Below are 26,174 nucleotides of genomic sequence, written 5' to 3'. Positions count from 1 at the left end.
AATGATCGTGGGGGAGTGACAAGGAAGCGTGTTTTTGCGGGTAGGAGCCTGCTCCTGCAGATGGTGCTTCTGCTGGCCTGTCTGGTCGGTCCATCTGCGACTTCGGCCAACACGGTGTCGCAACCGGTCAGTGTCGCCGTTCCCAGCGGCATGGAAGGACAGCTTACGAGCCGGCCGGTGAGTGTTGCCGTTCCTTCGGGCCTGGAGGGGCAGGTTCTCAGTCGACCGGTCAGTGTCGTTGTTCCCACAGGCCTGGAGGGGCAAATCCTCAGCCAGCCTGTCAGTGTCGCGGTTCCCATCGGTCTTGAGGGGCAGATTCTCGGCCGGCCGGTTTCGCTCAAGGTGCAGTCGGGCATCTATGTCGATCCCGACCTGCTGGGAAACTGGCAGATGGAGGGCAATTGGCATGATACCTCCGGCAATGACCACCATGCCACAGGAGTCAACGGTCCGGGGTTCAGCGATGTCAGGGCCGAAGGACTCAAGTCGGCCACTTTCAATGGCAGCAATCAATATCTGGATGCCGGTCCCTGTTCCGATCTCAACACCGCGCCGGCAAGAACGCTTGAAGCCTGGGTCAAGCCGACCATTCTACAGCAGGCGCCGATTGTCGATAAAAAGAATTTCGGGCTTGAATACCTTGCCGACGGGAAATTTTCCCTCTATTTCATCGATTCGACGAATGTCAGGCATGAACTGACCACGGCGCAAAGCTATCCGATCAACGGGGACTGGCTGCATGTTGTGGGTGTTTTCAAGGCACAGAACAGTCTTGAACTTTATGTCAACGGCCAATTGGCCGCTTCCGTGGTGATCGCGGACGACATCGGCGGTTCATCCTCCAACCTGTTCATCGGCAGGTCCGGAAGCGCCTATTACGCCGGTCTGATCGACCATGTTTCGGTTTACAGGCGGGCTCTTCCTGCGGCCGAAATCGCCAATCGCTACAGTTACGCCATCAATACATCCTTTCCGCCTGGTGAGCCGACGGTTTCAAATCTTCCCCAGGCAACGGCTGACAATCCTTTGCACCTGGTCGGGACCCGCGAGGCCGGGACCTCAGTCTGGATCAACGGCAGCGAGGTTGCTGCCTATGATGAAACGGCGACCGACTGGCAGGCCACGGTTCCCCTTGCTTATGGCCCGAACCTGTTGAGTATTGTGGCCAAAAGCCAGGCGGGTGTCGCCAGCAGGGCACTCATCATCACCCCGATTCTGGACAACAAGCCACCACAGGTGACGTCGATCAGTCCTGCCGATGGCGCACTTCTGAACGATCGGCGGCGGTCCATCGTGATCGATATGGAGGATGAATATTCAGCAGTCGACCAGACCGGCACGATCGCGACCGCCGAGATTCTCGATCCGGGCGGGCAGATTGTGACCGGCTCCTGGACCTCCAGCGGTTCCCGGCGGATCAGTTTCACTCCCGCCGGAAACCTCGCGGATGGTTCCTTTCAGGTGCGGTTGACCCCGGTTGACCATCTGGGGAACAGTACCGTTTTCAATTCATCTTTCGAGATTGATGCGACTCCTCCTGCCGTTCCCGGCGTTCAGGCGTCTCCCGCTCTGGTCGGGGCGACTGCCGGTCTTCGGGGTACCATGCCTGCTGATGCCGTCACCGTTCTGGTAACGGCAAGCGGGGGGACGGTCGGTCCGGTCCGTTATCCCGGTTCCGGGCAATGGGAGGTCGACCTCGACAATCTGCCCGGCGGCAGCGTTCGCGTGGAGATCGTGGCCGTGGATGCGGCCGGCAACCGCAGCGTTCCGGCTGTTATCCAGTTGCAGGTCGACAGAACCGCACCGACCGTGCCGGTTGTAAATCCGCTGGACACGCCGACACGTGCCCTGAGCATCGAACTTTCCGGAACCAAGGAAGCCGACTCGTCCCCCCGTCTCAACGGCCAGCCCCTGCCGGTCGATTTTGCAGCAACCGTCTGGAGCACGACTGTCAGTCTTGCCGAAGGCGAAAACAGTTTTGTGCTGGAGGCCGTCGATTCCGTCGGTAATCTCAGTCCGCCCGCATCCGTCGTCATTGTGCGGGATACTCGGGGGCCGACTCTGGAGAGCGCATCACCGCCGGTCAATGCCTTGGTGAACAGCCTTGACTCCCTCAGCATAACCTTTGCTGACACCTGGGCCGGGGTTGACCTGGCGGCGACTCTGGCCAACGCTCCGACGGTTACCGATGGTTCGGATACCCCCGTTCCCGGGACCTGGAGCATCTCCGGCTCCGCACTGGTTTTTTCGGTTGCCGATCCGGCGAATCTTGCCGGTGGTGTCTACTCGGTTCGCCTGCAACCCGTCGACCTGCTGGGCAATGTCGGTGGTATAGCCTACGATCTGACCCTTGATCTGACCAGGCCGACCATTGTGCAACTGGATATGACGCCGGGTTCTCCCCACGGGGCGGAGACAGTTGTTTTCAGCGCCCTGTTTGATGAAAACATGGACACGCGTCTTGACCCCAAAGTTGTGGTGACGGGCCCTGCGGGGCAGGCGTTTCAGGTGACAGGCAACCCGACCGGTGCTCCCGTGCTGGTTGATCCATTTATGTCCGCGGATGGCAGTTCTCCCGATTCGCTGCTCTGGCAGGATGATTTGGGGAACTGGTCCATTCAGGGTGAACTTCTCCAGGCCTCTTCCGCGGATACTATCAGGCTTCCCGCGACCATCACGCTCGCCGGTGACTTCGATATCCAGGTTGATTTTGACATCCCCGAGGTGATCCAGGGGCAATGGAGCGCTGCGCTGGAGTTGTCCTTTCTGGATGGAAGTGGGCAGTACCTGAATCTGAACCGGCATTTCAAGGCAGCTGATGCGTATGAACTGTACCGCTACAGCACCACGGGCTCCAGTCCGGCTGTGATTCAGGAGGGAACAGTTGCAACAGCCGACCTGCAGGGACAATTGCGACTGGTACGATCCGGGACCTTTGTTCAGGGATATTACTGGGATGCGGCGGCCGGGGCATGGGTGCCGCTGCTGGCCGGGGCAGGCTACGATTATGGCTCGGCACCTGATGTCCAGGTGCGTCTGACCAGTGAAAGATTCGGCGCCGACCCCAGGCCGGTCGTCAATCTCTATTTCGACAATTTCGTGGTCAATGCCGGGATTGCCTCCGGCCTGCCGACCCGCTTTACCGGTGGGCACTGGAATGCTCCCAACCAGTGGCAGGGAGCTTACACCTTCACCGAAAATTCCGGCGACGGCAATTACATGGTCAGGATCTCCGGGGCCGAAGATCTGGCCGGAAACCGGATGACGGACCAGGAAGTCGCCGCCTTCGAACTGGATACGGTTGCTCCCACGGTGCCGACCGTCGGCGTTCTGCCGACGGAAACCAATCTGCCGACTCTGACGCTGCAGGGCAGCGGAGAAACCGGCGCAACCATCCTTGTCAACGATGTTCCCTGTTCGGTCGTTGGTGCCAATCCGGCCGAACCGCTGGTATGGACCTGTGCCTATCCCCTGGCCGAAGGGCCGAACAGTCTCGTCATCCAGGCCGGGGATGCAGCCGGCAACCGGTCTCCGGCCATAGAACCGACTCCCGTGGTACTGCTCGATACCACCCCGCCCGCCTTCACCATTGCGGGTGTTCCAACCGTGACGTCCGAGAACCCTCTGACCATCTCCGGGACTAGGGAGCCTGCAAGTCGTTTGCTGGTCAAGGGGCCTGACAATGTTGAACATGAAATTGTTCCTCTGGACGACACCAGCACCACGAGTTGGACCTACCCGTTGGTGTTGCAGGGGAGTGGTCTTCCGGAGACGTACATCTTCAGCGCGACGGATGCTCTGGGGAATCGGAGCAGCAAGACGCTGACCCTGGTCTATGACGGTGCCGTCCCACCGCCCCTGGCCGCAGGGGTTCTCTCGGCTGACGGATCCGGACCGGGTACCCGGATCACCCTGGACTGGCCGACCTATGATGAAAGCGCGGTGGCCGACCTGGCCTATTATCGCGTTTATCGTGAAACAGCTCCTTTCACGGCTGCCGACCTGGGTGGGTTGACACCCAAAGCCACCGTCAACCGGGGTACCAGGCACTATGTCAACGAGGGGCTTGGCCGCGGACAGACTTACTATTTTGCCGTGGTGCCGGTTGATGCTGTAGGGAACTTTGATTCAGGCAACCTTCAAGTTGTCAGTCAGGCTCCGCTTGACACCATGGCTCCGGAAGATGTCGGCGGAATGAGCGGATCAGTGAAGGTGCCTGCCTCCAATGACAACACGGTCACTGTCAACTGGCTGGAGAGCATCGATTCGGCCGGGGATCTTGATCATTACCGGGTTTATGTCGACAGTGCCGCGATCGGCGCTGCCTATGACGGTTATGACGCCGGCACTGACCTCGTGAAAACGGTGACCAGCCACACCTTGACCGGCCTTGCCGACAACCTGCGGGTCAAAGTCAAAGTGACCGCTGTTGATGAAAGCGGGCACGAGAGTGCCGGTTCCGTGATCGAGGTCGTGACCGCGTTGAGTAATCCCACCGGTCTGACGGCCGAGGCGGGCAAGGAAAAAGTCACCTTGTCGTGGGATCCTGTCAATCCGGATTATCTGCAGCGTTACAAGGTTTATCGTCTGGCTTCCGATCAGCAGCAACATTCAATCGGCGGTATGACCCCGGTTCATGCCGGAACGCAGACCCGTTATGTCGACGACATGCTGGTCAACGGTACCGTCTATCAGTATGCGGTCATCGCCGTGAACAGGTTCGGTGCGGAAAACCCCTTGTTCGAGAGTGTAGCCGCAACACCCCGTCAGGACGCCGTCGGTCCGGTGATCAGCGGTGTCGCTCCCGCGGAAGGACAGATCATTACGGCGCCGATGACAATCAGTGCAAGCGCCACCGATGCCGAAAGTCAGGTCACCTCGATCAAGCTCTTCATTGACGGCAGGGAAATTTCCGGGGCCCGGGGGACGACCGCCATCAATTACTTCTGGAACGTAGTTGCGGAACAGGACGGCCCTCATGCCATCAAGCTGGTTGCCGCCGATCAGCCCGGCAACCTGACGGAAATAACCCGCCAGGTCACTGTCAACCTGGCGGCGCCCTCGTCCGATCCCGCATTGCTCGCCATCACCTCGCCTGCGGATGGCATGTCCACCGCCAATCCGAGCCTGTCCGTGGTCGGCAAGGCGCCGCTATTTACGGTTGTGTCGCTTCAGGTCAACGGTCAGTTGGTTGCCTCCGCCACGACCAGTGCCTCGGGAAGTTTCAGTTTTCCTGATGTTCAACTGCAGGAAGGGGCCAACGTCCTGTCGGTGAAGGCTTCGCATCGGGGAGGAGACAGCGCCTTCAGTGCTCCGATTTCCGTTGTGGTGGATACCGGGGCGCCCGCGGCGCCGATTAATTTTTCCGGCCAACTGCAGCTGGGAGGAAAAATCCAGTTCACCTGGAGTGCCGGGCAGGGGGAAACGCCGACCGGATACAATCTCTACATGGATGGCCAAAGGCAGAACAACGCACCCATCGGCTTCCTGTATGACGATCTGATTCCCCCCGATGATCTGCCGCACACCTATGTCGTGACTGCCCTGGACACGGGTCAGAATGAGAGTCCCCCTTCGGTCGAACTGAATCTGGCATCCGACCGACGGGCGCCGGTTGTGAACCCTCCTCAGTTCACCTTCTCGAACCAGAGTGCGGACGGGACGACCGCCGGCCCGGGCAGCGCCTCTGTTGCCCTGAGCGTCGATGAGCCGTTGCTGGAGCCTCCCTTTCTCAGCCTTGAGCCGGTACAGGGGTCCCCCATCGTGATTGCTCTGGTTCAGGATGGGGGCAATCCACTGCGGTATCATGGGCAGTTCACCATCACCGGGGGCAGTCCCCATGGGCCGACAACCTGGCAGGTATCGGTCAAGGACCAGATCGGCAACCGTGGGCAGCAAAACGGCGTCGGGCCGGTTCTCGATGTGCAGGCGCCCCGGGCGACCATCAGTGGCCTGCCGGCGTTGGCTCCGGTTGACGGGAGCGTGCATACGCTGCAGCTTACTCTCGACGAGGTTCCGGTTGGCACGGCACCCCGTTTGACCCTGACAGATGCGGCGGGAACAGCCGTCGATATTCCCCTGACCGGAGTTGACGCCACCGCCTGGAACGGTGAGATCTCTTTCGAGCATCTGGCGGCCGGGGTCGCCGCGTTCAGTATCAATGACCTGACGGACACCTTCGGCAACACAGCGGCCAACATTGTTTCCGGTCAACGGCTGGAGCTTTACATCGGCACGCCACCGCAGCCGTCCGCCCCGGCCCAGCTGACCACGGCCGCCCGGAAAGCCGGTGTGATCAGCCTGGCCTGGGCCGGTGTCGCCGACGGCGATCGCTACCGCATCTATCGTCGCCCTGCCGGTGCGGCTGACTGGAGCGGCTACGTGGCCGAGGTTGTTTCCACCTATTATGATGATCTGCCGCCCGCGGACGGGGTCTACGAATACGCTGTTTCGGCCGTGCGGGTGGTTGGTACGGACAGCAGCGAAGGTCCCCTGAGCGTCGTCGCCAGTGAAACTTCGGACCGTACTCCCCCCGCGTCCCCGGCCCAGCTTTCCGTCGCCCTGACCGGTAACGGGGTTCGCTGCTCCTTCACTGAAAGCACGGATGCCGCAGCCTACAACCTGTATCGCGCGGCCGGCAATTTCTCCAGCACCCAGGGGCTGACTCCGGTTGCCACGGTCGCCGCCGGTGAAGCCTATGATCCGGCCCCCGACAGTAATCCCCAGTGGTACGCCGTGTCGGCCCTCGACGCATTGGGGAACGAAAGTCCTCTCTCCGCGGCCAGTCAGATCAGCTTCACGGTTCCGCCGCCGACCCGACTTACCGTTCACTACAGTGGCGGCAGTCCGGTGCTCAGCTGGGCCGTCCCCGCAGGGGATGTTCAGGGAATCAATCTTTATCGTAACGGCAGCAAACTGAACCAGGACCTGCTGCCGGTCAGCTTCCTGAGTTATACGGATGCCTATTACGATGGTGGAACGGTGGAGTATGGGGTTTCCGTGGTGGCCGGGAACGGTTTTGAAAGCCCGGTCCGCACTGCGGTCCTTCCCGATTTGCAGATCGGTATCCCGGATGGGACCAGCATGAGGAGAGGGTTGGCAGAGACCATTCCGGTGATCATGACCAGCACGACCGATGTGTCGGTCGATCAGGTCCGGCTCAAGGTCGGTTCCCTGCCCGAAAGTTCCCTGGACGGTCCTTTCAATGTCGCGTCCGGCAGTGAAACCAGGGTTGAAAAGGTCGCGGTCACCGATTCGCTGGCCCGGAATGAGGTTGCGGTTCTCTGTACGGCGGTTCTGACTCCTGCAAGCGGAACCAGGGTTGAAATCACTCGGACCAGTCGGGTTCTGGTTCAAGGTTCAGGTACCGCGCTCGAGATTTTCAACGAGCCGCTCATGCGTGGTAGCCAGGCCCAGGTACGGCTTAAATTCAACAACCTCGGCAGTGCCCGGATGGACATTGTCACCAGCGAGAATGGTGGCCCGACCGGCAAGGTGCGGGTCTATCTCAAGGATCAGGACGGCAATGTCCTGGCCCAGGGACGGCTGGATCAGCGTACCGGTTCGGTTGTCAATTCAGGGAATTTCGCCACGGCCAGAATCGCTCCCGGTGAAACCTTCCTCAGCGACCCGATCACCTTCACCGTACCGCCGACCGCGCCTTATCGGGTCTTTCTCGAAGCGGTTGTCGAGCAGATCTACTATCACTATCAGCAGTCCGATCAGGTTATTGCACCGGGTATCAGGCAGCGCAGTGCGGCTCTCATTGAGGATGTCTCCTATCGAGCGGTCGCCGAAGTTGCCGGGGACACCTATCGGCAGGGCGAACCGATCGTAATCCGCGGGGTGGCAACCTCGACCCTGTCCGGAGAACCGATGCCCTACGTGCCGGTTCGCATCGGTGTGTCGGTCAAGGGATTCGATCGTTTCTTCGATGTCACCACTGATGCCACCGGTCATTTCTCCCAGACCTTCAGGCCGCAGAACAAGGAAGCGGGGCACTATAATGTCTGGGCGGTACATCCCGATCTCAGCGATCGCACGGTCCAGGACAGTTTCGACATCATCGCCATGCATGTCGCCCCGTCGCGTATCGATCTGCGCTTGGCCCGCGGGACTTCGCATGATGTGCCGATCGTTCTGCAGAACCTCAGTGCCGCCCCGCTCACGGGTCTCAGCCTGAACGCCACGGCCGGCGACGGTATTACCGCCATGCTGCTCAATGTCGGCGACCCGGTTCTGCGGGGGGATGAAAAACGCACGGTTACCTTGCGTATCAGCGCTGCCCAGGATGCTCCCGATACGGCGACGGTCACCCTTGGGGTTGACACCGACGCCGGCTTGAACAGACGCATTTCGGCCAATATCGCCCTGTATGACAACATTCCGCTGATTTCCACTTCGCCCAGCTTGATCGATACCGGCCTGGTACGCGGGACGCAGCAACTGAAGAGTTTCATGCTGACAAACAAGGGACTGGAAACCCTCTCTGGAGTGCACCTGGTGCCTCCCTCGACCCCGTGGATGGTGCTGGCCAGTCCCGCCGCCCTCGGCGATATCCCGGTGGGTCAGAGTCGTTCCGTCGGTGTGCTGATCAAGCCGGATGCCGACATCAAGCCCGGTGTCTATGATGATCGCATTATCGTCCGGTCGGGCAACCACATTTCCTACACCTACCATCTGCAGGTGACGGTTACCTCCAACGCCGTCGGTGGAGTGCTCTTCGACGTGTTGAACGAGTTGCGTGAAGATGTGGCCGGCGCGACGATCACCGTTCAGAATCAGCTTCAGCCCGAGCTGATCTACACCTTGAAAACCGGAACTTCGGGCACGGTGGTAAAAAACGATCTCCCGGAAGGGCGTTACTCCTACCGGGTGACCGCGCCCGGGCATGTCAGCTACGGTTCCAGCTTTACCATCTATCCGGGAAAAACCGTCACGGTCCCGGTTGCCCTCGAAGTCACCCTGGTCGAGGTGGAGTGGAGCGTCACCGAGGTCACCATCGAGGACCGTTATGAAATCCAGATTAAACAGACATTTGAAACCAGCGTTCCGACGGCGGTTATTGTCGTCGAACCGCCAATTTCCAATCTGCCGGTCCTTGAACCGGGTGAGGTTTACAATGGTGAGTTTGTCATCACCAATTACGGTCTCATCAACGCCAAATTCAAGGGATTGAACTATCCGCCGACTTTCGACGAGTACGAAATCGAGGTTTTGGGAGAATTTCCTGAGAACCTGGGACCGATGGAGCGGGTTGTGGTTCCGTACCGAATTACCCGGAGGGCGCAATAATGTTGCGGCATTTGCTGAAAATATCTGTTTTTCTACCTGTTTTGTGGTTGTCTGCCGCTTCGGGAGGAGCGGCCCTGGCGGGAACCTGTTCCAGCAGCGCAACGATTGACTCCCAGTGGGAGGTTGTCCTGTGCGAAGGCGCCCTCAATGAACGGGTGGTCGGGAGAGAGGCATCCTACCGGGTGGTTGCCTCCAAAAGTTGTGAGCAGTCAACTGCGCCTGTTGGCGGCATGACTTCCGCCGAGGAGTACAGCAACGCTGTCATGGGGGGGGGACAGTCCTCCGGGGGGAGCTCGCCCGGTGGCGCCGCAACCCCGATCGGAGGAGACAACGCCAAGTGTTTCTTTGCCAGTTGCAGTGGCCCTTCCTGTGAAACTCCCGACAGCTGTGAGGCGACCGGCAGTGGCGTCATCCTGACCAAGGGGACCTATGTTACCGGTTCCACGGATTTGAAAGTGCCCAATCGTGGCTTCCCGGTTGTTTTTGAACGAAATTATCGATCCAACGTGATCGTTCCACCCTTCAATGATTTGCTCTGGAGCAAATCCCAACTGGGCCTCACAGCCGGAAATTCGACTTTTTCTTCAAATGAGCCGCTGCATGGATTTTATTATGCGACTGCGGCCTATACGACGTACAGGGGGGTAACGGGCAGCGTTGCCATATCCCCGACAGGCGGTTCAACAGGGTCCATCACTGTGCTTCCGCCCTCATCCCCGCCGGAAGAGATTCCCGCGCCTCTCCCTCCGCCGACCGCAACCGGGGCCGTGCAGCCGCCCCGGTTCGACCTGCCCCCGGAGACGCCCCTGGGGCGGGGGTGGCACAGTCTCTTCTTTGCCGAGATTAAACTCGGCTATGGCTACCTGGACGGAAATGGCGTCCTGAATGATTTCCGCAATTTTCATTCGTCGGGGGGCTCCCAAGCCCTATCCGGTGGTGGGGGGGGGGGGATCCGGCGGGGCTGCAGCCGCAACCCCGCTCAGGAATAAAAACTGGAAAGTGATTGATGCTGCCGGCACGGTCATGAAAAAAACGTTCACCGGCTATGAGGTCATCGAAAAGGGCGGGAGAACACTGAAATTCGACAAAGATGGCAAACTGCGGGTGCTTGAGGATGCCATCGGTAATTTTTTGAACATCCGTTACGATGCCCAGGGCCGGATTTCGATCGTTGAAAATTACGCCGGTCAGGCCGTTCTGACCTTTGGTTACAGCGACGATGATTACCGGATCGACTCCATCACCGATATTTTCGGCCGAACGGTGCAGTACCGCTACAATCAACTCGGTCAACTGATCGAGGTGGAAGACTGGACCGGCCGGCTGGAATCCTACACCTACAATGACTTCCACGGGATGCTCAGCAAAACCACGTCTCCCGGCGAGACCTATACAATAGAATACCTTTACCCCGATCGCGGCATCGTCAAGCAGGTTATCGATCCCGTCGGCACACAAAAACTGCAGGCCGGCCAGTCGGCCGAGGGGCACATCAAATCCTTTCTGTATGATTTCAAGAACCGCCAGTTCTGGATCAGGTCGCCCAACGGTTATACGACCCAGAAGGTTTTCGGCAAGAGCGGAATGCTGCTGGCCGAATATCGGCTTGATCCGGAAAATGTTCAGGTCAGGAAGGTCGAGAATTTCGATTACAAGGAAATTCATTACGACAGCGCCGGCAATGCCACGGAGATTTATCGCGACGACTGGCAGAACGTCACCAAAATCATCGACGGTGAGGGCAACGTCAGCCGCTTCACCTACTTCGCGCGTAACAAGCCGCTGACCATCGTGGACCCGCTCGGGGTTATCACCAAGTTCGAGTACGATCGCAGCAGTACCCTGCTGATCAAAAAGATCCAGGCGGCGGGTTTGCCGGAAGAGACGGTTACAGAGTACGGCTACACGCCGTTCGGGGAGCTGGCCACCGTAACCGTGGATGGCGCCACCACAACCATCGAGTACAACGATCTCGGACTGCCCACCGCGATTGTCGATCCGCTTGGCAATCGCAGCAGGCTCGAATACGACCCGTACGGTCATGTCGCGGCGAGCATTGATGCCAACGGCAACCGCACTGAGATCGTCAACGACGGGCACGGCAACCCGGTTACGATCCGCGACCCCCTCGGCCATGAGACAGTGCTTGCCTACAACCAGGCGGGGCGCTTGCAGAGCGTGACCGATGCCCTGCTGCGCACCAGCCATTTCGAAACCGATTTCAAGGGACATGTTACCGCCATCGTCGATGCGTTGAACAATCGCCGGGAATTTGTTTACGACGGCGAGGGCAACCTGGTTGAAATCCGGGAAAAGGCTCCGGGCAGTGAAGCCGGCGTTCCGCATGTCGATGATGCGGTGACGCGCCTCGATTACGATGCTTCCAACCGGCTGATTGCCGTGATTGATCCGGAGGGGAACCAGACCCGCTATGAATACGCCACCGCCGCCTGCGGCACGTGCGGGGGCAGCAACCGGGACCCGGCCAAGGTCATCGACGCCTTCAACCAGGCCACCAGCAGCCAGTTCGACAAGAACGGTCGTCTGATCGGAATCACCGATCCGCTCAATCAGGTTACCAGTCTGGCGCGCGATGCGGCGGGCCGCATCGTCAGCCGCACCGATGCCAACGGCAATACCACCAGCTACCGCTACGACCCTCTCGGGCGGGTGATCGAACAGACCGACGCCGAAGGCGGCATCACCAGCTTTACCTATGACAGACGCGGCAATCTCATTGCCCTGACCGACCCGGAAAACAACCGCACCAGCTTTGAATACGACCTTGCGAACCGCAAGGTCAAGGAGACACGCCCGCTGGGGCAGACAACCACTTACAGCTACTATCCCAACGGCTTGCTGAAGACGGTGCGGGACGCCAGGGGACAGGTGACAACCTACAGCTACGATGCCGCCAACCGCCTGGTCGAGGTGGTCTACCAGGACGGGAGTAGCGACAGCTTCGCCTACGACGAGGTCGGCAACCTGGTCAGCTACGCCAACGCCGTTGTCAGCGGCGTTATCGGCTATGATGATCTCAACCGTAAAATCTCCGAGACGGTGACCATCGACGGCATCGTCAAGGATTTCAGCTACAGCTACGATCACCGGGGCAACAAGAAAACCTACACCAGCCCCGAAGGCATCGTGCATACCTATGCCTGGCTGAAGAACAACCGCCTGGCTGGTGTCAGCTTTGACGGGCACAGCGTTGGTTTTGGGTATGACAAGACCCGCCTCAGCCGGATCACTTTCCCCAACGGCGTCACCACCGACTACACCTACAACGCCGTGGGCTGGCTGGAGTCGATAACCACAAGCGGTTCTGGCGGGTCCCTGTTTCAGCGTGGCTACAGTTTCGACAAGGTCGGCAACATCACCGCCATGACGGGGAACGCCGGCAGTACCGCATACAGCTACGACCTGACCTATCAGCTGACCGGCGCGGACCATCCCGCCGGCAGCGGTCTGCAGGATGAGAGTTACAGTTACGACCGGGTCGGCAACCGGCTCATCAGCGCCTGGACCAGCGGCAGCTGGAGCAGCAACGCCAACAACGAGCTGCTCGGCTACACCGGCAACGACCAGGTTCCGGTCAACTACGCCTACGATGCCAACGGCAACACCGTCAAAGAAACCCGGGGCGTGGTTGTTACCGAGTACGTCTACAACAGCCGCAACCGCCTGGAGCGGGTGCACCTGCCGGACGGGCGGGTGGCGAGTTACTTTTACGATCCCTTCGGCCGGCGGGTGAAGAAGGTTGTCGCCAACGTCACCACCCTCTATGTCTACGCCGACGAGGGCCTGGTCGGGGAATATGACAGCGCCGGGATGCTGCAGAAGGCCTACGGCTGGAAGCCCGGCGGCCTGTGGGGCACCGATCCGCTCTACATGCGGCAGGGCGGGGCGGTCTACTACTACCACAACGACCACCTGGGGACGCCGCAACGGCTGAGCGACGCCAGTGGTAATGTGGTGTGGAGCGCGGGCTATCAGGCCTTCGGATTGGCGGTGATTGACCCGGCATCAACGGTAGAAAACAACCTGCGCTTTCCAGGGCAGTATTTTGATGCGGAGACGGGGCTGCATTACAACTGGTGGAGATATTTCGATCCCAAGTTGGGGAAATATTATACATATGACCCTATGGGAATTTTTGCTGGATATAATTGTTACACATATGGATATTCAAATCCTATTAATAACTTCGACAATTTTGGCCTAAATGTAGTGACAGATGTTATTAGTGTCGTCCCAATTATAGGAACTATACAGAATTTAATTGTTGCAGGATTGGATCTGTCTGATGGTGCAAATGTGTCAGATTATGTGATTGATGTCCCAGTTATGAGTAGTGAAGATATTGTAAGCGATTATTATGTCGATAGGTGTAAAGAAAGTATAAAAAATCAGGCGCTTGCCTATCAAGTTCAGGCACAGAAGATGATGTGGGTTCATGGGGGCGTTGACGTAGTTGGGATGGCTGTAGTTTTAGGGGTTGGCGGGGCTGTTCCAGCGCTTGTGCTAGCTGTTGATGGTTTAGTTGATATGATGGCTACAGGAGAAATTATTGAAGATATAGGAGAGGCTGCAATAAAAGCATCTAAAAAATGTGAAAACAATAAAAAGGGATGTAGGTTATGAATAGCGTGTTTTCGGATGATAATTATATAGTGAAGTTGAGGAACAAAAAAAACAATACAATAAAATATTTTATAATTGCTGTATTTTTATTAATTATCGCATTGTATGCATCGTTTGAATATTATAAATCAGTAACCTATGCACTGTCCTTTGGTGGTAATATATCGGTGCAAAATGAATTGTATTTTAATAACGGATTGTATTGTGGGCTTGTGTTTTCTTTGCCTATTAGTATTTTTGTAGTCATATTGATCTTTGTGATCATGGTAAGAAAAATTATGTTTTTAGAGAAAATGCTTATTCGATATTACGACTTTTGCAATAAGGATAATGAGGGTAGGAGATAGCCGCCTTTTAATGGGGCTGAGACGAGGGAAAATATAAGTTTTTTTCTGCTGGCGAAAAGCAAGATCGTTCTTTTACAACCATATACAGCAGCAATCGCCTGGAACGGCTACGATGCCGCCAGGCGCCTTGTCGAGGTGGTCTACCAGGATGGGAGCAGCGACAGCTTCGGTTATGACGAAGTCGGCAACCTGGTCAGCTACGCCAACGCCGTCGTCAGCGGCGTTATCGGCTATGATGATCTCAACCGCAAAATCTCCGAGACTGTGACCATCGACGGCATCGTCAAGGACTTCAGCTACAGCTACGATCACCGGGGCAACAAGAAAACCTACACCAACGTTGCTTGTAGATTTCGGCAACGGTTGTCGCAGGGATTGCGAAATTGTTGGTCAAAAACACCAGGCGCTTGTTTCGTTCTTTGTCAACATAACTGACCCGACGAAGCTTTTCGGGGTAGTCCTTTTTCGACTTGTAGGTCACCAGGACGATGGTCTGGTCGGCTCTGATACCGCCATCCTTGTCTTTGGCTGCTGAATACAGTCGCTTGAAGCGCAAGTTGTCCTTGGCCCTGATCACGAAAAAAGCGCCCTGTCGATGAAGCGCATAGAGCCGCGAGAAATCCGTATAGGCCTTGTCCATGGTGTAAATGGCATCTTCAGTCACCGGCAATGCGTCAAGCATACGGACATCATGAACCTTGCCTGTGGTGACAGCGACATAGGTTGGGATTGTTCCCCGCAGGTCAAGTAGCGTGTGCATTTTCACAGCCGCCTTTGTCGTTCGAAACTCTGCCCAAGGGAACAGGGACAGGCACAAATCGATGGTCGTTGAATCGAACGCATAAAGTGGCTGGTCCAGTTCCAGGACAAAGGGATCGTCGCAGTAAAGCTGCTGGGCCATGCGGATCAGAACATGACCGAAGTCCTGGAAGATACGCCAGTCTCTACGCTCACAGGAGTCCGCAAGAGTTGACCGGGAAACGGAACCACGAAAGCCAATGTGATAGAGCTTCTCTCGGTGTGAATTCAAGCAGGTTTCAATATCGCGCAGGCTTTCACGCCCAGCTATCTGGGCATAGGCAAGGCACAAAAACTGGTCGAACGTCGAGAATGTTCTGGCTCTGTAATCACCACGGTAGCGACGAACACACAAGTTGAAGTCGTGCCGAGGCAAGAACTGCAGCAGTTGCCGGAAAACGGTTTTGCCTGAATTCATCGATACCTCCTGCGATAACGAGAGGTATCTCCCCACATCGGTGGAGTGAATTCAAATCGAAAACGGGACAGTTATGTCAAAGAACAATTATTTTCAGCCACTTACGGAATTGGCTGATTTTTTAACCGGACAGTAGTGTAAATTTATATAGGTATGTAAATAACAGGGTCACCTTGTTGTTGGATAGCATTGGCTTGTATTGGTGGGATAAGCTTGGAAAAATTATTACAAAACCATATATAAAAAATGCTGTTTCGAAAATAATATCTGATCCAGCTGGTCAAAGAATCATCTCTACGGCAATCAATAGTGCACTTTGGGGATCTGTGACAGGTGCTTACGCAGGGGGCACTGTTGGGACTACATTTTTTGGTGTCGGAGTGGTTCCTGGTATCGTCATCGGAACGATAATTGGGGCAACAGTTGGATTTACGACGGGGTTGTTATATGCAGTAATTCAAGAAGCGTTGGGTGTTCCCGAGATGATTGAAGACGTTAAGAGATGAATCAAATATTACGAAGAAGGTAGACATAAGAATTATTGTGATTAGGATCTAATATGATTACCTGTAGTGTTTGCAAAAGAAAAATAAAAAAAATTAAGTTAGAGCGTTTGTCAATGATTTTATCATTGCTTTCATTTGCCTTGCTATTTTTTGTAACTGGATTAGGTTTTTTGAATATCTTATGGTTTGTAGCCTTTAATTCGATAACAATATATTTGTTAATCAAAAAACCATCGAAAAATTATATCTGCATTGAGTGTCGCGGATAAATTAAAATCTTATAATCATTATATGTTTCAATGGAAAAAAAGGGGCTGTTGTTTCATCGTTAACCGCCAGTCACGCTTAGCCCTGTTTTGATTGTTTTTTACTACCACATCTTTCCCCGATACGCATGCGGCGCACGAGTACAAAGTGACCTTACGCGAACTGTTTTTCAATACAGCGAACACAAACGGCTTGGTTCTTGTCGGGCGAAGTCTTGTTTTTTTCGTTTTGCTCATCTGGGGAAGCCGGTTGGTGTTCAGCAGCCTGGCCAGTAACGTCGCTGGGGAGAGTCTGCTGCATCTGGTCAATCTGCCGTTTCATGAGGCGGGACACCTGGCTTTCGGCTGGTTCGGGCCGTTTGTCGGTTCTCTGGGAGGGACGCTGGGGCAGTTGCTGGTGCCGCTGATTTGCCTGTCGGCCCTGTTGCTGAAAACCCGCGACCCCTTTGGCGCATCGGTCTGCTGCTGGTGGTTCGGCGAGAACTTTCTCGACATCGCTCCCTACATCGCCGATGCGCGCGCGGGTGCTCTGCCACTGGTGGGAGGCAACTTCGGGCATTCTGCCCCCTATGGTTTTCACGACTGGGAATACCTGTTGACCGAGACCGGGCTGTTGAGGTTCGACCAGCAATTGGGTCGTCTGGCCCATGCCACAGGTTCCCTGGTCATGCTGCTGGCGCTTTGCTGGGCGGGTTGGCTGCTGGTTCTGCAGTATCGTCAATCGGGACGCTGACCGACCGGGTTCATAACGGTGGGCCGTTCTGGTCTGTATTGAAGTTGTCTGTTGATTTTTAAAGTTGGGCCGGCGTCTGCCATGCCGGCCCATGAATCGAGTGAGGGTTTGATGAAGAGGGTAGGGTTGTTCATTCTGGTGGTGCTGGTTTGCCTGCCGGGGGTGGCGCGCGCGGCCGATTCGGCCTGCGCGCGGGTGCAGATCGAAATCGCCCAGGAGATGACCCTGGAGCGGGTGGCGTTCGACGCGAAACTGGTGATCCACAACAAGATTCCCGACAAGGATCTGACCGATATCCGGGTCGAGGTCACCATCACCGATGAAGCCGGTGCGCCCCATAACGATCTCTTTTTCATCAAGCTTACGTCCCAGGACAATATTGTCGAGACCGGCAGCGATGGCAGCGCCGTCAACGGCGACGGCGTGGTGGCGGCCAACAATTCGGCCGAGATTCACTGGCTGATTATTCCTTCCCCCGGCGCCGGTGGTGAAGATGCGGCCGGCAGAAAATACCGGGTCGGGGCCAACTTCACCTACAGTATCGACGGCCAGCCCGAACTGCTGCCGATCAGCCCCGATTCGATCACCGTCCGGCCGACGGCGCAGCTTTATCTCGACTATTTCATGCCACGGCAGGTGATTGGCGACAATCCCTTCACCAGGGAGACCGAAGCGCCGCGACCCTTTCCCCTGGCGGTACGGGTGCTCAACGATGGCTTCGGTCCGGCCAACAAGCTCAGGATCGATTCCGCGCAGCCGAAGATCGTTGCCAACAGTCAGGGGTTGCTGGTCGATTTCCGCCTGCTGGGAGCTTCGGTCAACGATCAGCCGGTGCTGCCCTCTTTGACCGTGGACCTCGGCAATCTGGCGAGCAAGGCCGTGAGTACCGCAACCTGGCAGATGATTTCGACCCTGTCGGGCAGGTTCACCGAATTCGATGTTTCTTTCAGCCACTCGGACGAACTGGGAGGGGAGTTGACCTCCCTGGTGAAGGAGACCAATCCCTACTACCTGGTGCACATGATCAAGGTCAACCGCCCGGATCGCGATGACCGGCTCGATTTTCTCGCCGACACGGATGACGACGCCCGGCACAAGCCGGATCGTATTTTCGAATCGGAAATCCGTCCTGGCGGCACCGACCGCAGCGCCTCGTTTCTCGACATCAACGAGTTGCAGATTCTCAGCGCCCCCGAACGGCCGACCGCGGAGAAGCCGGATGTCGACATAGCGCTCAATCTTGGCAGTATGCCGCCCAACGGCTGGATTTTCTGTTCTTTTGCGGATCCGTCGCAGGGGCTGCTCAAGCTGAAGGACGTGGTGCGCTCGGACGGGGTCCATCTTGACCCGAACAATTTCTGGGTGGACGAAGGTTTCGACGACAATTTCCAGCCGACCCATACCCTGATGTTTGTCGATTACCGTGAGCCGGGAACCCCGGGTGGCTACACCTTGGTGTTCGAGCCGCCTGGTGACGACCTGATCCCCCCCACCACCAGGCTGGTCTTCAACGGTCCCGTTGTGACCATGGGGGAGACCTGCCTGGTTACGCCACAGACCAATATCCTGTTTGTCGCCAGTGACAACGAAGGGGGCAGCGGGATCCAGGAGATGCGGAAGAAGCTGGTCGGGGTGGACACTGATTTTCAGCCGGCCCTGCCGTTCAAGCTGGCCGATATCGGTGCCCATACCCTTGAGTTCCAGGCGGTTGACCGGGCGCTCAACGTTGAGCCGCTGCAATCAGTGACCCTGCTGGTCGACGATGCCGCGCCGGTCATTGATGCCTTTGCTGTGAATCCGACCGTTTTTGCTCCCGGAGCTCCCGCCGGCATTGCCGCCCAGAGAGAAGTCTCCCTTGTTCTGACCGCCAGCGATGCCACGGCGCAGACCCTGCCGACCACCTTCGACATCTCGGTCAATGGCAAGGTGGTCAGGAGTCTGAAGGCCGAGGCCGTGCCGGGTACCGGGTTGACGGTGGTCTGGGACGGCCGCGACGCCAACGGCAAGGTGGTGGGCGAAGGGGATTACACGGTCACTGTCTCGGTGAGCGACGGCCTGGATGATCCGGCCAACCCGAACGCCCCGCCGCACCACGCGATGGCGACCGCTCAGGTTGCTGTCTCCGGATGGGTCCGGGAGCGCCCGCTCGATCCGGTTGTCGGCGCCAACCAGCAGCATCCCGCTATCTCCGGGACCCTGGTGGTCTGGCAGGATGATCGCAACGGCAATTGGGATATTTATGCCAGGGATGCGAGTTCGACGGATTCTTCCCTGCAATTGACCAGCAACACGGCCTCCCAGGCCTGGCCGGACATCGATGGCAACCTGGTGGTTTGGCAGGACAATCGCAATGGTGATTGGGATATTTATCGCTCCTTTGCCGATGCGCCCGGCGAACAGGTTGTCTACAGCGGTCCGGGTGATCAGGAGCGCCCGGTGGTTTCCGGCAACTGGGTGGCCTGGCAGGACAACCGCAACGGCAACTGGGATATCTATGCTGTCGACCTGTCCGACCCCGACGGAAAGGTCCGGGCCATTACCAGCCATGAACGGGACCAGCTGCACCCGGCCCTGGCCGGCAGTATGCTGGTCTGGGAGGATTATCGTCACGGCCTGGCCGAAATCTACCAGGTGGACCTTGCCGCGATTGCCGCCGGTGGGGATGTCGCGGACCTGGAACAACGGCTGACCTTTGACCTTGAAACCCAGACCGGTCCCGTCATCGACAACGGAGTGATCCTCTGGACCGATCGGCGGGACGGCGGCAGGGAGATCTACCGGTTCGGCGATCAGGGGCAGGCCCTGCGCCTGACTTACGGTGAGGGGGAACGGTTCGGTGCGGACCTGTCCGGCAACCTGGTTGTCTACACCGATACCAGCGCCGGTTCCACCGATCCGAATCTGGCCTATCTCGATATTTCCACCGGCAGCAGTGCCGTGCTTTCTTCACATCTCGCACGCCAGGAGGAACCGGCGGTCGGTTCCGGACCGGTGGTCTGGCAGGACAACCGGGACGGCAACTGGCAGATTTATACTGCCGACCTGCAGGTGGTTGACCGGCCGATCCGGGTCGAGCTGTCCCCCGGCTTCAATCTGGTCGCCGTCGGCGCCGATCTGGTCAGTCGCTATCCCACCGCAGAGGCGTTGCTGGCCTCCGGCACCCCTCCATCCCTGGAGCGCGTCCTGACCTACAGTGCCCGGCACGGCCGGTTTTTCTCGACCGACCAGGGCGGCGGATTTGAACTCAGGCCGGGGATGGCCCTGATGCTCTATGCCGGGGAGTCCGGCTCTCTGCAGGTGGCCGCAGCGGGGGAGTCACTGAGTTATACGTTGCTTCCGGGGGTGAACCACATCGGATTGCTGTCTGTCCCCTTTGGCTACCGGGCTTTTGACCTGATGCGCTCAATCGGTCTTGATGCGGTTCTGAGTGTGCGCCGCTTCAATCAGGGGTCCGGCCTCTGGGAGAGTGCGTCGGTGCGTCAGGGAGCCGGCGGTCCGGAACCGGTCGGGCAGAATTTCCCGATCGAGGCGGGAGCAGGACTGATTCTTACCATGCAGCAGCGCGTTGACGGGTGGCAACCCTGATGGGCCGGTTCGGAACGATTGTCACGGCCACGCTGCCGGCTCTGTTGCTGTTCGTCGGTTCCGCTGCGGCGGAGGTTCGCCCGCTGTCACCGGTGCGGGTGAGCCAGTTGCTTCAGGAGGCCAGCGGCCTGTGGCTGATCGACATCCGGTCTCCGGGGGCGTTCGAGCGGGGTCATGTGGAGGGGGCTCTGAATATTCCCGCGGAGAGCCTTGATGTCCAGCAGTTCCCGCGTAGGAAACTGCTGGTCCTGGTGGACAACAGTCTCGGTAATGTGCGGGCACAACGTGCGGGGGACCGGCTGATCGCACGTGGTCAGGAAAAGGTTTTTTTCGTTGCCGGGGGAATCCGTGCCTGGAGTCGGTCCGGGTTGCCGCTGATCGGCAACGGCAATTTCTGGGACCATGCCCGGGTCATGCCGGGAGAACTCGAGCAGGCGCGGGAGGCTGGGGTGGCGGTGGAGGTCTTCGACCTGCGTTCCGTCAGGGAACGACAGATGGGGCCTGTCGACGGGGCCACGGTTTTTGACGGCATAAGTTTTCACGACCGGCTGGTCGCGGTGCGCAGACTGTTGAAGGGACGCCCGGCAGAGGGCAAATCGCCCACGTTGACTGCTGCGAATCCCGTTGTGGTGATTCTGCCGACCCGTGCCCGTGCCGCCGACGTGTACCGGCAGTATTTCTGGGCGCTGGAATCTGACATTCGCATCCTGGAGGGAGCCTTTGTCCTGGCGTCGTCAAACCGGCAGAAGCGGGTTGCGACGACCGGAGATTGCGCCACCTGTCCGGGAGAAACCATGGACAGCGGATATTGATCATGAAACGTAGAATCTTGTTGTTGCTGTGTCTGTTTTTGGGGGTGGCCGGTTCCGCCCGGGCGGTTCCCGAAATTGTCAGTTTGCGGGTTGCTGACGTTACTCCGACCTCGCTGTCTCTGGTCTGGATGACCAATGTTCCGGCCGATCCGGATGTGGAAATTTATGCTGATCCGGGCATGGCGGAACCCTTGAATGAGCAGATCAGGGTCCAGCCCTACGGGGCTGTCCCCGGTATGGTTGCAGCAGCGGCGAAGGCCAAAGGGATTTTTCTGGTCCGCCTGCTGGGGCTGCGGCCGGATACCAGTTACTATCTGCGGGCGGTAACCCGGGAATCCGGTGTCACGGACAGTGTCGCCTATTCCGACCTGCTGGAAGTGCGGACTGCTGCCACCGTTCTGCCGTATCGACGGACGTCGGACGGAACATTGGTTCCGACGGCCAACGATCTGCTCAGTTTCAGGGTTTACATACGGCCCGCAGAGCGGACGGCGTCTCTGTCCGGGCTGGGTGATTTGCTGCTGCTGGAAAACGAGTCCGGGCATGCCCCGATAGCGGCGTTTGTGGGGGAGGGGGTGACCAGTCCCGAAGGGGTTGTCGATCTGAACAACCTGTATGGACTGGATCTGCAATCCCTGTTTTTCAGTGGGGGTGAAAAAGTGACCCTGAGGGTCTATCGCGGCAACACCCTGTCGGTGTTGACCCATTTGCGCCGCCTGCCGGTGCCGGGCGGACTGCTGCAGGTCGCTGCTGCACAGCGGGGCTTCAATGCGGCGGACCTGAATCTTGACGGCCAGGTCGACTACCAGGATTTTGTCCTGTTCAAAGAACGGTTCGACCTGGGCGCCAATGATGGCGCCTACAATCCGGACTATGATTTTGTCGTTATGGCCGCCGGGGAAATTTCTGCAGAGGATCGTGTGGATGTGAAAGACTTTGCCTGGTTTGCCGGTCAGTACGGTAAAGCTGAATGATACGCCCCGGTTGGGTGTGAGTATCTGTCTGCCTGAAAGGAATGGAGTCCTATGTTGAAGGGGGGAGTGTTGACACGGCTGGTTCTTTTGCTCGGTCTGTTTCTGGCCAGTGGTTTCACGCCGGCCAATGCCGTTGATCTGAGGGTTGTGGCGCCATCCTCAGTGATCTATCCAGGAGATGATTTCGCTCTTGAAATCCAGGCGGACAACATTCCCCCGGAAGGGCTGGGAACCGTACAGTTCCGTCTCAATCTGACGTCTTCAGGCGGAAAGATTGCCGGGGTCTCCGATCTTGCTCTGGCATCTTCGGATACGGTGGCGGTGGCCGCTCCGCTGTTGGCGTCCGGCGCCACCGGTCGGCGCTCGGGAGTGGGAGACTTCATTCTGCAACAGCAGGGCACCAACGGGGTGCTGATGTTGAAAAATCCGTCTCTTGCCCCCCCAGAAACGGCTGTCGGCTCTGGCCCTGGAGTGCCCGCCCTTTCCGGTTTGTATGTCTTTTCGCAAACCCATGGTGCCTCGCCAAGTGGCGGCAGTGGGGTTATTGCCAGGTTTCTTGTCCATGTGGGAGGCGCGACGACGGCATACCGGCTGGTGGTCGGATTGAGTGACGTGGTCCTGCTCGACGGTGGCGGTGATGGCCTGGCGAATGAGTTGCCGGTCGACAGTATCGGCAGTGCGACCGTTGATTTCGGTTGCCGCACGACGGTCCCCGATGTGTCCGGGATGGAATTCGCTGTCGCGCAGAACGAACTGCTGCAAAGCGCTCTTGCCGTCGGGAACCTGTATGAACTGGATCATTCAACAGGACAGCATCCCCTGGGAAAAGTACTTGAGCAGTCCGTTCCCGCCGGTACTGTTCTGGACTGTCGAAGTGAAATCGACCTGGCAGTCAATATCCCGCCACAGGATGTAACCGGGTTGAGTGCAGTGGACAAGGTCGGGGATCAGGATGGCGGAGTGGTCCTCCATTGGACCCCTTCGATTTCGCAGGATGCTGCCGGCTATCTGGTGCTCAAGGGGACGGCCGTGCTGGCCGATCTTCCGGATCCGGGCGCATCCGGAAGCGAAATCATTGGGCTGCAGAATCAAGTCAATCACCTGCTCAGGGTTGTGGCCTACGACTTGTCGGGAAATCACAGCCCCGGTGCGGTTGTCGCGGCCGTCCCGAAAGATGATGTGCCGCCTGTTTTGTCGGCCGACAGTCTCCCTGTCGCCACCAGGTTGTCCGATCTGGCCTGGTCAGGACAATTCGAGGCGGGAACCGTCTTGAGAATCCGGAACCTCACCACCGGGGAGAGCTTGCCTGTCTCTTCGCCCTTGCCCGGACGTTGGGAAACAACCCTCGGCGGCATGCGGGAGGGAGTCAACCACCTCCGTGTCACTGCGGTCGATGCGGCCGGCAATGAATCTTCCCTGCAGCAATCCATCATTCTGGACACTGTTCCGCCCAATGTGACTCTCGATGTGATTGCTTCGCCGGTTGACCACGACAATCTGTCCCTGAGTGGAACGGTTGAATCCGGGGCGACCCTGTCGGTGTCAGCGCCGCCCGGTGTAATTGTGGGGAGTGTTTCTTCAGATGTGTCGGGCCGGTGGACATGCCAGATATCAGCACTTAAGGAAGGGGAAAATCAGATCGTCGTTTCCGCGACGGATGCGGCCGGCAACAAGAATGTCTTGACGCCTGTTACCATAGTGTTTCAGGCAAAGCCCCGGTTTGACCTGACGATTTCTCCGGCCTCAATCGGCCAATTTGAACAAGTTGATGCAGCTTTGACAATTACCCTGCCCAACCCCGGAGAATCTGTGGTGTTGACCCAGGTTCTCGATGCCGACGGCAATGGTCAGATTGACCTTGATGAACCGGTTCTGCGTCGTTGGCAGGTGACAGATGGTGATTCCTCCGCCCTTCTGTATGAGTCCCGCGATGGGGATGGTGTCGCTGACGGAGTGATCTCCCTCCTATTGCCCTACCAGAATCCCTTTGTCCGCCTGCATGCCAGCGGACATTATCTTTTCAAGGTGACCGGCGCCGGCGGTGAATCCACTGCCGGTTTGACAATCGGGAAAGAAACCGTCGGACAGGGAGTGACGGGTCGCGTTGTCAGCAATGGCGCCCCTGTCGTGGGAGCGTTCGTTCGACTGAGTGACAGATGGGGCATCCCTGCCGGATATGTCACAACCAACAATCTGGGTGAGTATCAGGTGCCGATTCAGAGTCCTGGAGATTACCTGCTCACTGCGGAATCCATAGGGTTGGCGGCAACGGCCTCCAGTGAGGCGACGGTGACGGTTTCTTCCGGGACTCAGGTTGCAGGTCCGGATCTTGAACTTGTTTCAGGTCAATACCTTGTTCAAGGTCAGGTCTATGACAATGCGACAGGGACCGGTCTTGGCGGCGTGGTGCTCCGAGCCGAAATGAATGGTCTCGTGAGTTTGACCCGGACCGATGCGTCCGGAATGTTCAGTTTTGCATTGCCCGCTGGTGAATATCATGTCTTGCCGGAATTCAATGACGTTCTGACCGGGTTGGTCGTGTTGGCACCGGCCAATTTTGATGTGATCCTGACCCAAAACCTTACTGGCTACGACTTTGCTCTGGCAGCGGGTTCTGTTCCTGTTCAGGGCAGGGTAGCAACCAGCCAGGGGCAGGGCATTCCCGGGCTGCGAGTTTTGGCGGTGAGTCCATCAGGGGACACGACGTCATCTTTCACCAACGCATCAGGGGATTTTTCCATCTCGTCCATTGATGGGGCGGCATGGACGCTGTCCGCTGATCAGGTTCTGGCCCAGGCTTTTGGATATGTCGTCAGCCAGGACGACTATTCATCCACGGAGTTTGGGATAAGCCAAAACCTGACGGCCGCACCAATAAATGCTTGGATCGAAGGCCGGGTTGATGAAACAGGTCTGCGTGCTGTTTCCGGAGCGAGAGTAAATTTTCTTTCTGTTTCCTCGGGGTACCTCCTGGAGGCAACGACCTTGGGCGATGGCTCATACCACGTCGGGGTCCATGAAGATACTTGGCAGGTCGATGCAGCTACCGAGGACTTGGGCCTTCTTCCTGTCGATATGCAAACAATTACCGTGTCTTCGGGGCAGGTTGCTGTTGTTGATTTCCTGGCTGACAGGTTGGTCGGCCCGAACCTGCAGGTGAGCAACCTGACGCCGTCGGTGACGGCCCTGAGTACCGGGCAGACCTTCAGCAACACGGTGGTGGTCAGCAACGTCGGCAGCGAGCGGGTCGAGGAGTCGTTCCGGGTCGGTCTGTACCTGAGCAGCGACGGGATCTGGGACAGCGGTGATCTGTTCATCGGCCAGTACAGCTATATCTACGGGTTGAATGCCGGGGACAGTTCGACGGTGGCCGTGAATGCATCGATCCCGAACGGGACGGTGGACGGCAGCTACCAGGTTCTGGCCTATGTCGACTACGATAACCGGGTCAAGGATGAAAGTGAAGAGAACGACAACGTGCAGGCGGCCGGAATCGGCGTGACCTACGTTCCACCGAATCTGCAGGTGACCAGTATTACGCCGTCTGCGACCGAGTTGACGTCGGGTCAGTCCTTCAGCGGCACGGTGGTGGTCAGCAACGTCGGCAGCGAGCGGGTCGAGGAGTCGTTCCGGGTCGGTCTGTACCTGAGCAGCGACGGGATCTGGGACAGCGGTGATCTGTTCATCGGCCAGTACAGCTATATCTACGGGTTGAATGCCGGGGACAGTTCGACGGTGGCCGTGAATGCATCGATCCCGAACGGGACGGTGGACGGCAGCTACCAGGTTCTGGCCGT

General features: G+C 57.8%; 9 protein-coding genes and 1 pseudogene. 8 read left to right on the top strand and 2 right to left on the bottom strand.

Annotation, left to right across the window (positions count from 1 at the left end):
* Nucleotides 1–60 precede the first annotated feature (60 nt).
* Complete coding sequence (locus C2E25_RS05705) at nucleotides 61–9,294, top strand: LamG-like jellyroll fold domain-containing protein (RefSeq protein WP_158247148.1); 9,234 nt, start codon at nucleotides 61–63, stop codon at nucleotides 9,292–9,294.
* 999 nt (nucleotides 9,295–10,293) lie between these two features.
* Nucleotides 10,294–13,938, top strand: a complete 3,645-nt coding sequence (locus C2E25_RS05700) for an RHS repeat-associated core domain-containing protein (RefSeq protein ID WP_158247147.1) — start codon at nucleotides 10,294–10,296, stop codon at nucleotides 13,936–13,938.
* Nucleotides 13,939–14,357: 419 nt separating this feature from the next.
* Here C2E25_RS05700 and C2E25_RS17785 read toward each other — a convergent pair whose 3' ends face one another.
* Nucleotides 14,358–14,597 (bottom strand): hypothetical protein, encoded by a 240-nt coding sequence (locus C2E25_RS17785; RefSeq protein WP_103114814.1) that lies wholly within the window; start codon nucleotides 14,595–14,597, stop codon nucleotides 14,358–14,360.
* Nucleotides 14,598–14,619: 22 nt separating this feature from the next.
* Nucleotides 14,620–15,501, bottom strand: a pseudogene (locus tag C2E25_RS05685) (IS4 family transposase); the annotation flags it as partial.
* Nucleotides 15,502–15,677: 176 nt separating this feature from the next.
* On the opposite strand from C2E25_RS05685, the gene C2E25_RS17275 reads away from it, so the two are divergent.
* The 6 genes from C2E25_RS17275 to C2E25_RS05660 all read left to right on the top strand — a co-directional run.
* Nucleotides 15,678–16,007 (top strand): DUF6861 domain-containing protein, encoded by a 330-nt coding sequence (locus C2E25_RS17275; protein WP_146032906.1) that lies wholly within the window; start codon nucleotides 15,678–15,680, stop codon nucleotides 16,005–16,007.
* 516 nt (nucleotides 16,008–16,523) lie between these two features.
* Nucleotides 16,524–17,006, top strand: coding sequence for a hypothetical protein (locus C2E25_RS05680; RefSeq protein WP_199177369.1), 483 nt, complete (start codon nucleotides 16,524–16,526; stop codon nucleotides 17,004–17,006).
* A 111-nt stretch (nucleotides 17,007–17,117) separates the two neighbouring features.
* Nucleotides 17,118–20,591, top strand: coding sequence for a FlgD immunoglobulin-like domain containing protein (locus C2E25_RS05675; RefSeq protein WP_146032905.1), 3,474 nt, complete (start codon nucleotides 17,118–17,120; stop codon nucleotides 20,589–20,591).
* Complete coding sequence (locus tag C2E25_RS05670; protein WP_103114812.1) at nucleotides 20,591–21,403, top strand: rhodanese-like domain-containing protein; 813 nt, start codon at nucleotides 20,591–20,593, stop codon at nucleotides 21,401–21,403. The genes C2E25_RS05675 and C2E25_RS05670 overlap by 1 nt, the downstream gene beginning before the upstream one ends.
* 2 nt (nucleotides 21,404–21,405) lie before the next feature.
* Nucleotides 21,406–22,377, top strand: coding sequence for a fibronectin type III domain-containing protein (locus C2E25_RS05665; protein ID WP_103114811.1), 972 nt, complete (start codon nucleotides 21,406–21,408; stop codon nucleotides 22,375–22,377).
* Nucleotides 22,378–22,446: 69 nt separating this feature from the next.
* Nucleotides 22,447–26,174: carboxypeptidase regulatory-like domain-containing protein (locus tag C2E25_RS05660; protein ID WP_158247145.1), on the top strand; the 3,728-nt coding region annotated here is incomplete at its 3' end.

Source organism: Geothermobacter hydrogeniphilus (assembly GCF_002898515.1).
Lineage (GTDB): Bacteria > Desulfobacterota > Desulfuromonadia > Desulfuromonadales > Geothermobacteraceae > Geothermobacter_A.
Note: the sequence above shows the minus strand (reverse complement) of the source record. Positions and strands in the feature narration are given on the sequence as shown.

Coding starts and splice junctions, on each gene's coding strand:
- C2E25_RS05675 (WP_146032905.1), top strand. CDS start 17,118: ATGAAGAGGGTAGGGTTGTTCATTCTGGTGGTGCTGGTTTGCCTGCCG.
- C2E25_RS05670 (WP_103114812.1), top strand. CDS start 20,591: ATGGGCCGGTTCGGAACGATTGTCACGGCCACGCTGCCGGCTCTGTTG.
- C2E25_RS05705 (WP_158247148.1), top strand. CDS start 61: ATGGTGCTTCTGCTGGCCTGTCTGGTCGGTCCATCTGCGACTTCGGCC.
- C2E25_RS05665 (WP_103114811.1), top strand. CDS start 21,406: ATGAAACGTAGAATCTTGTTGTTGCTGTGTCTGTTTTTGGGGGTGGCC.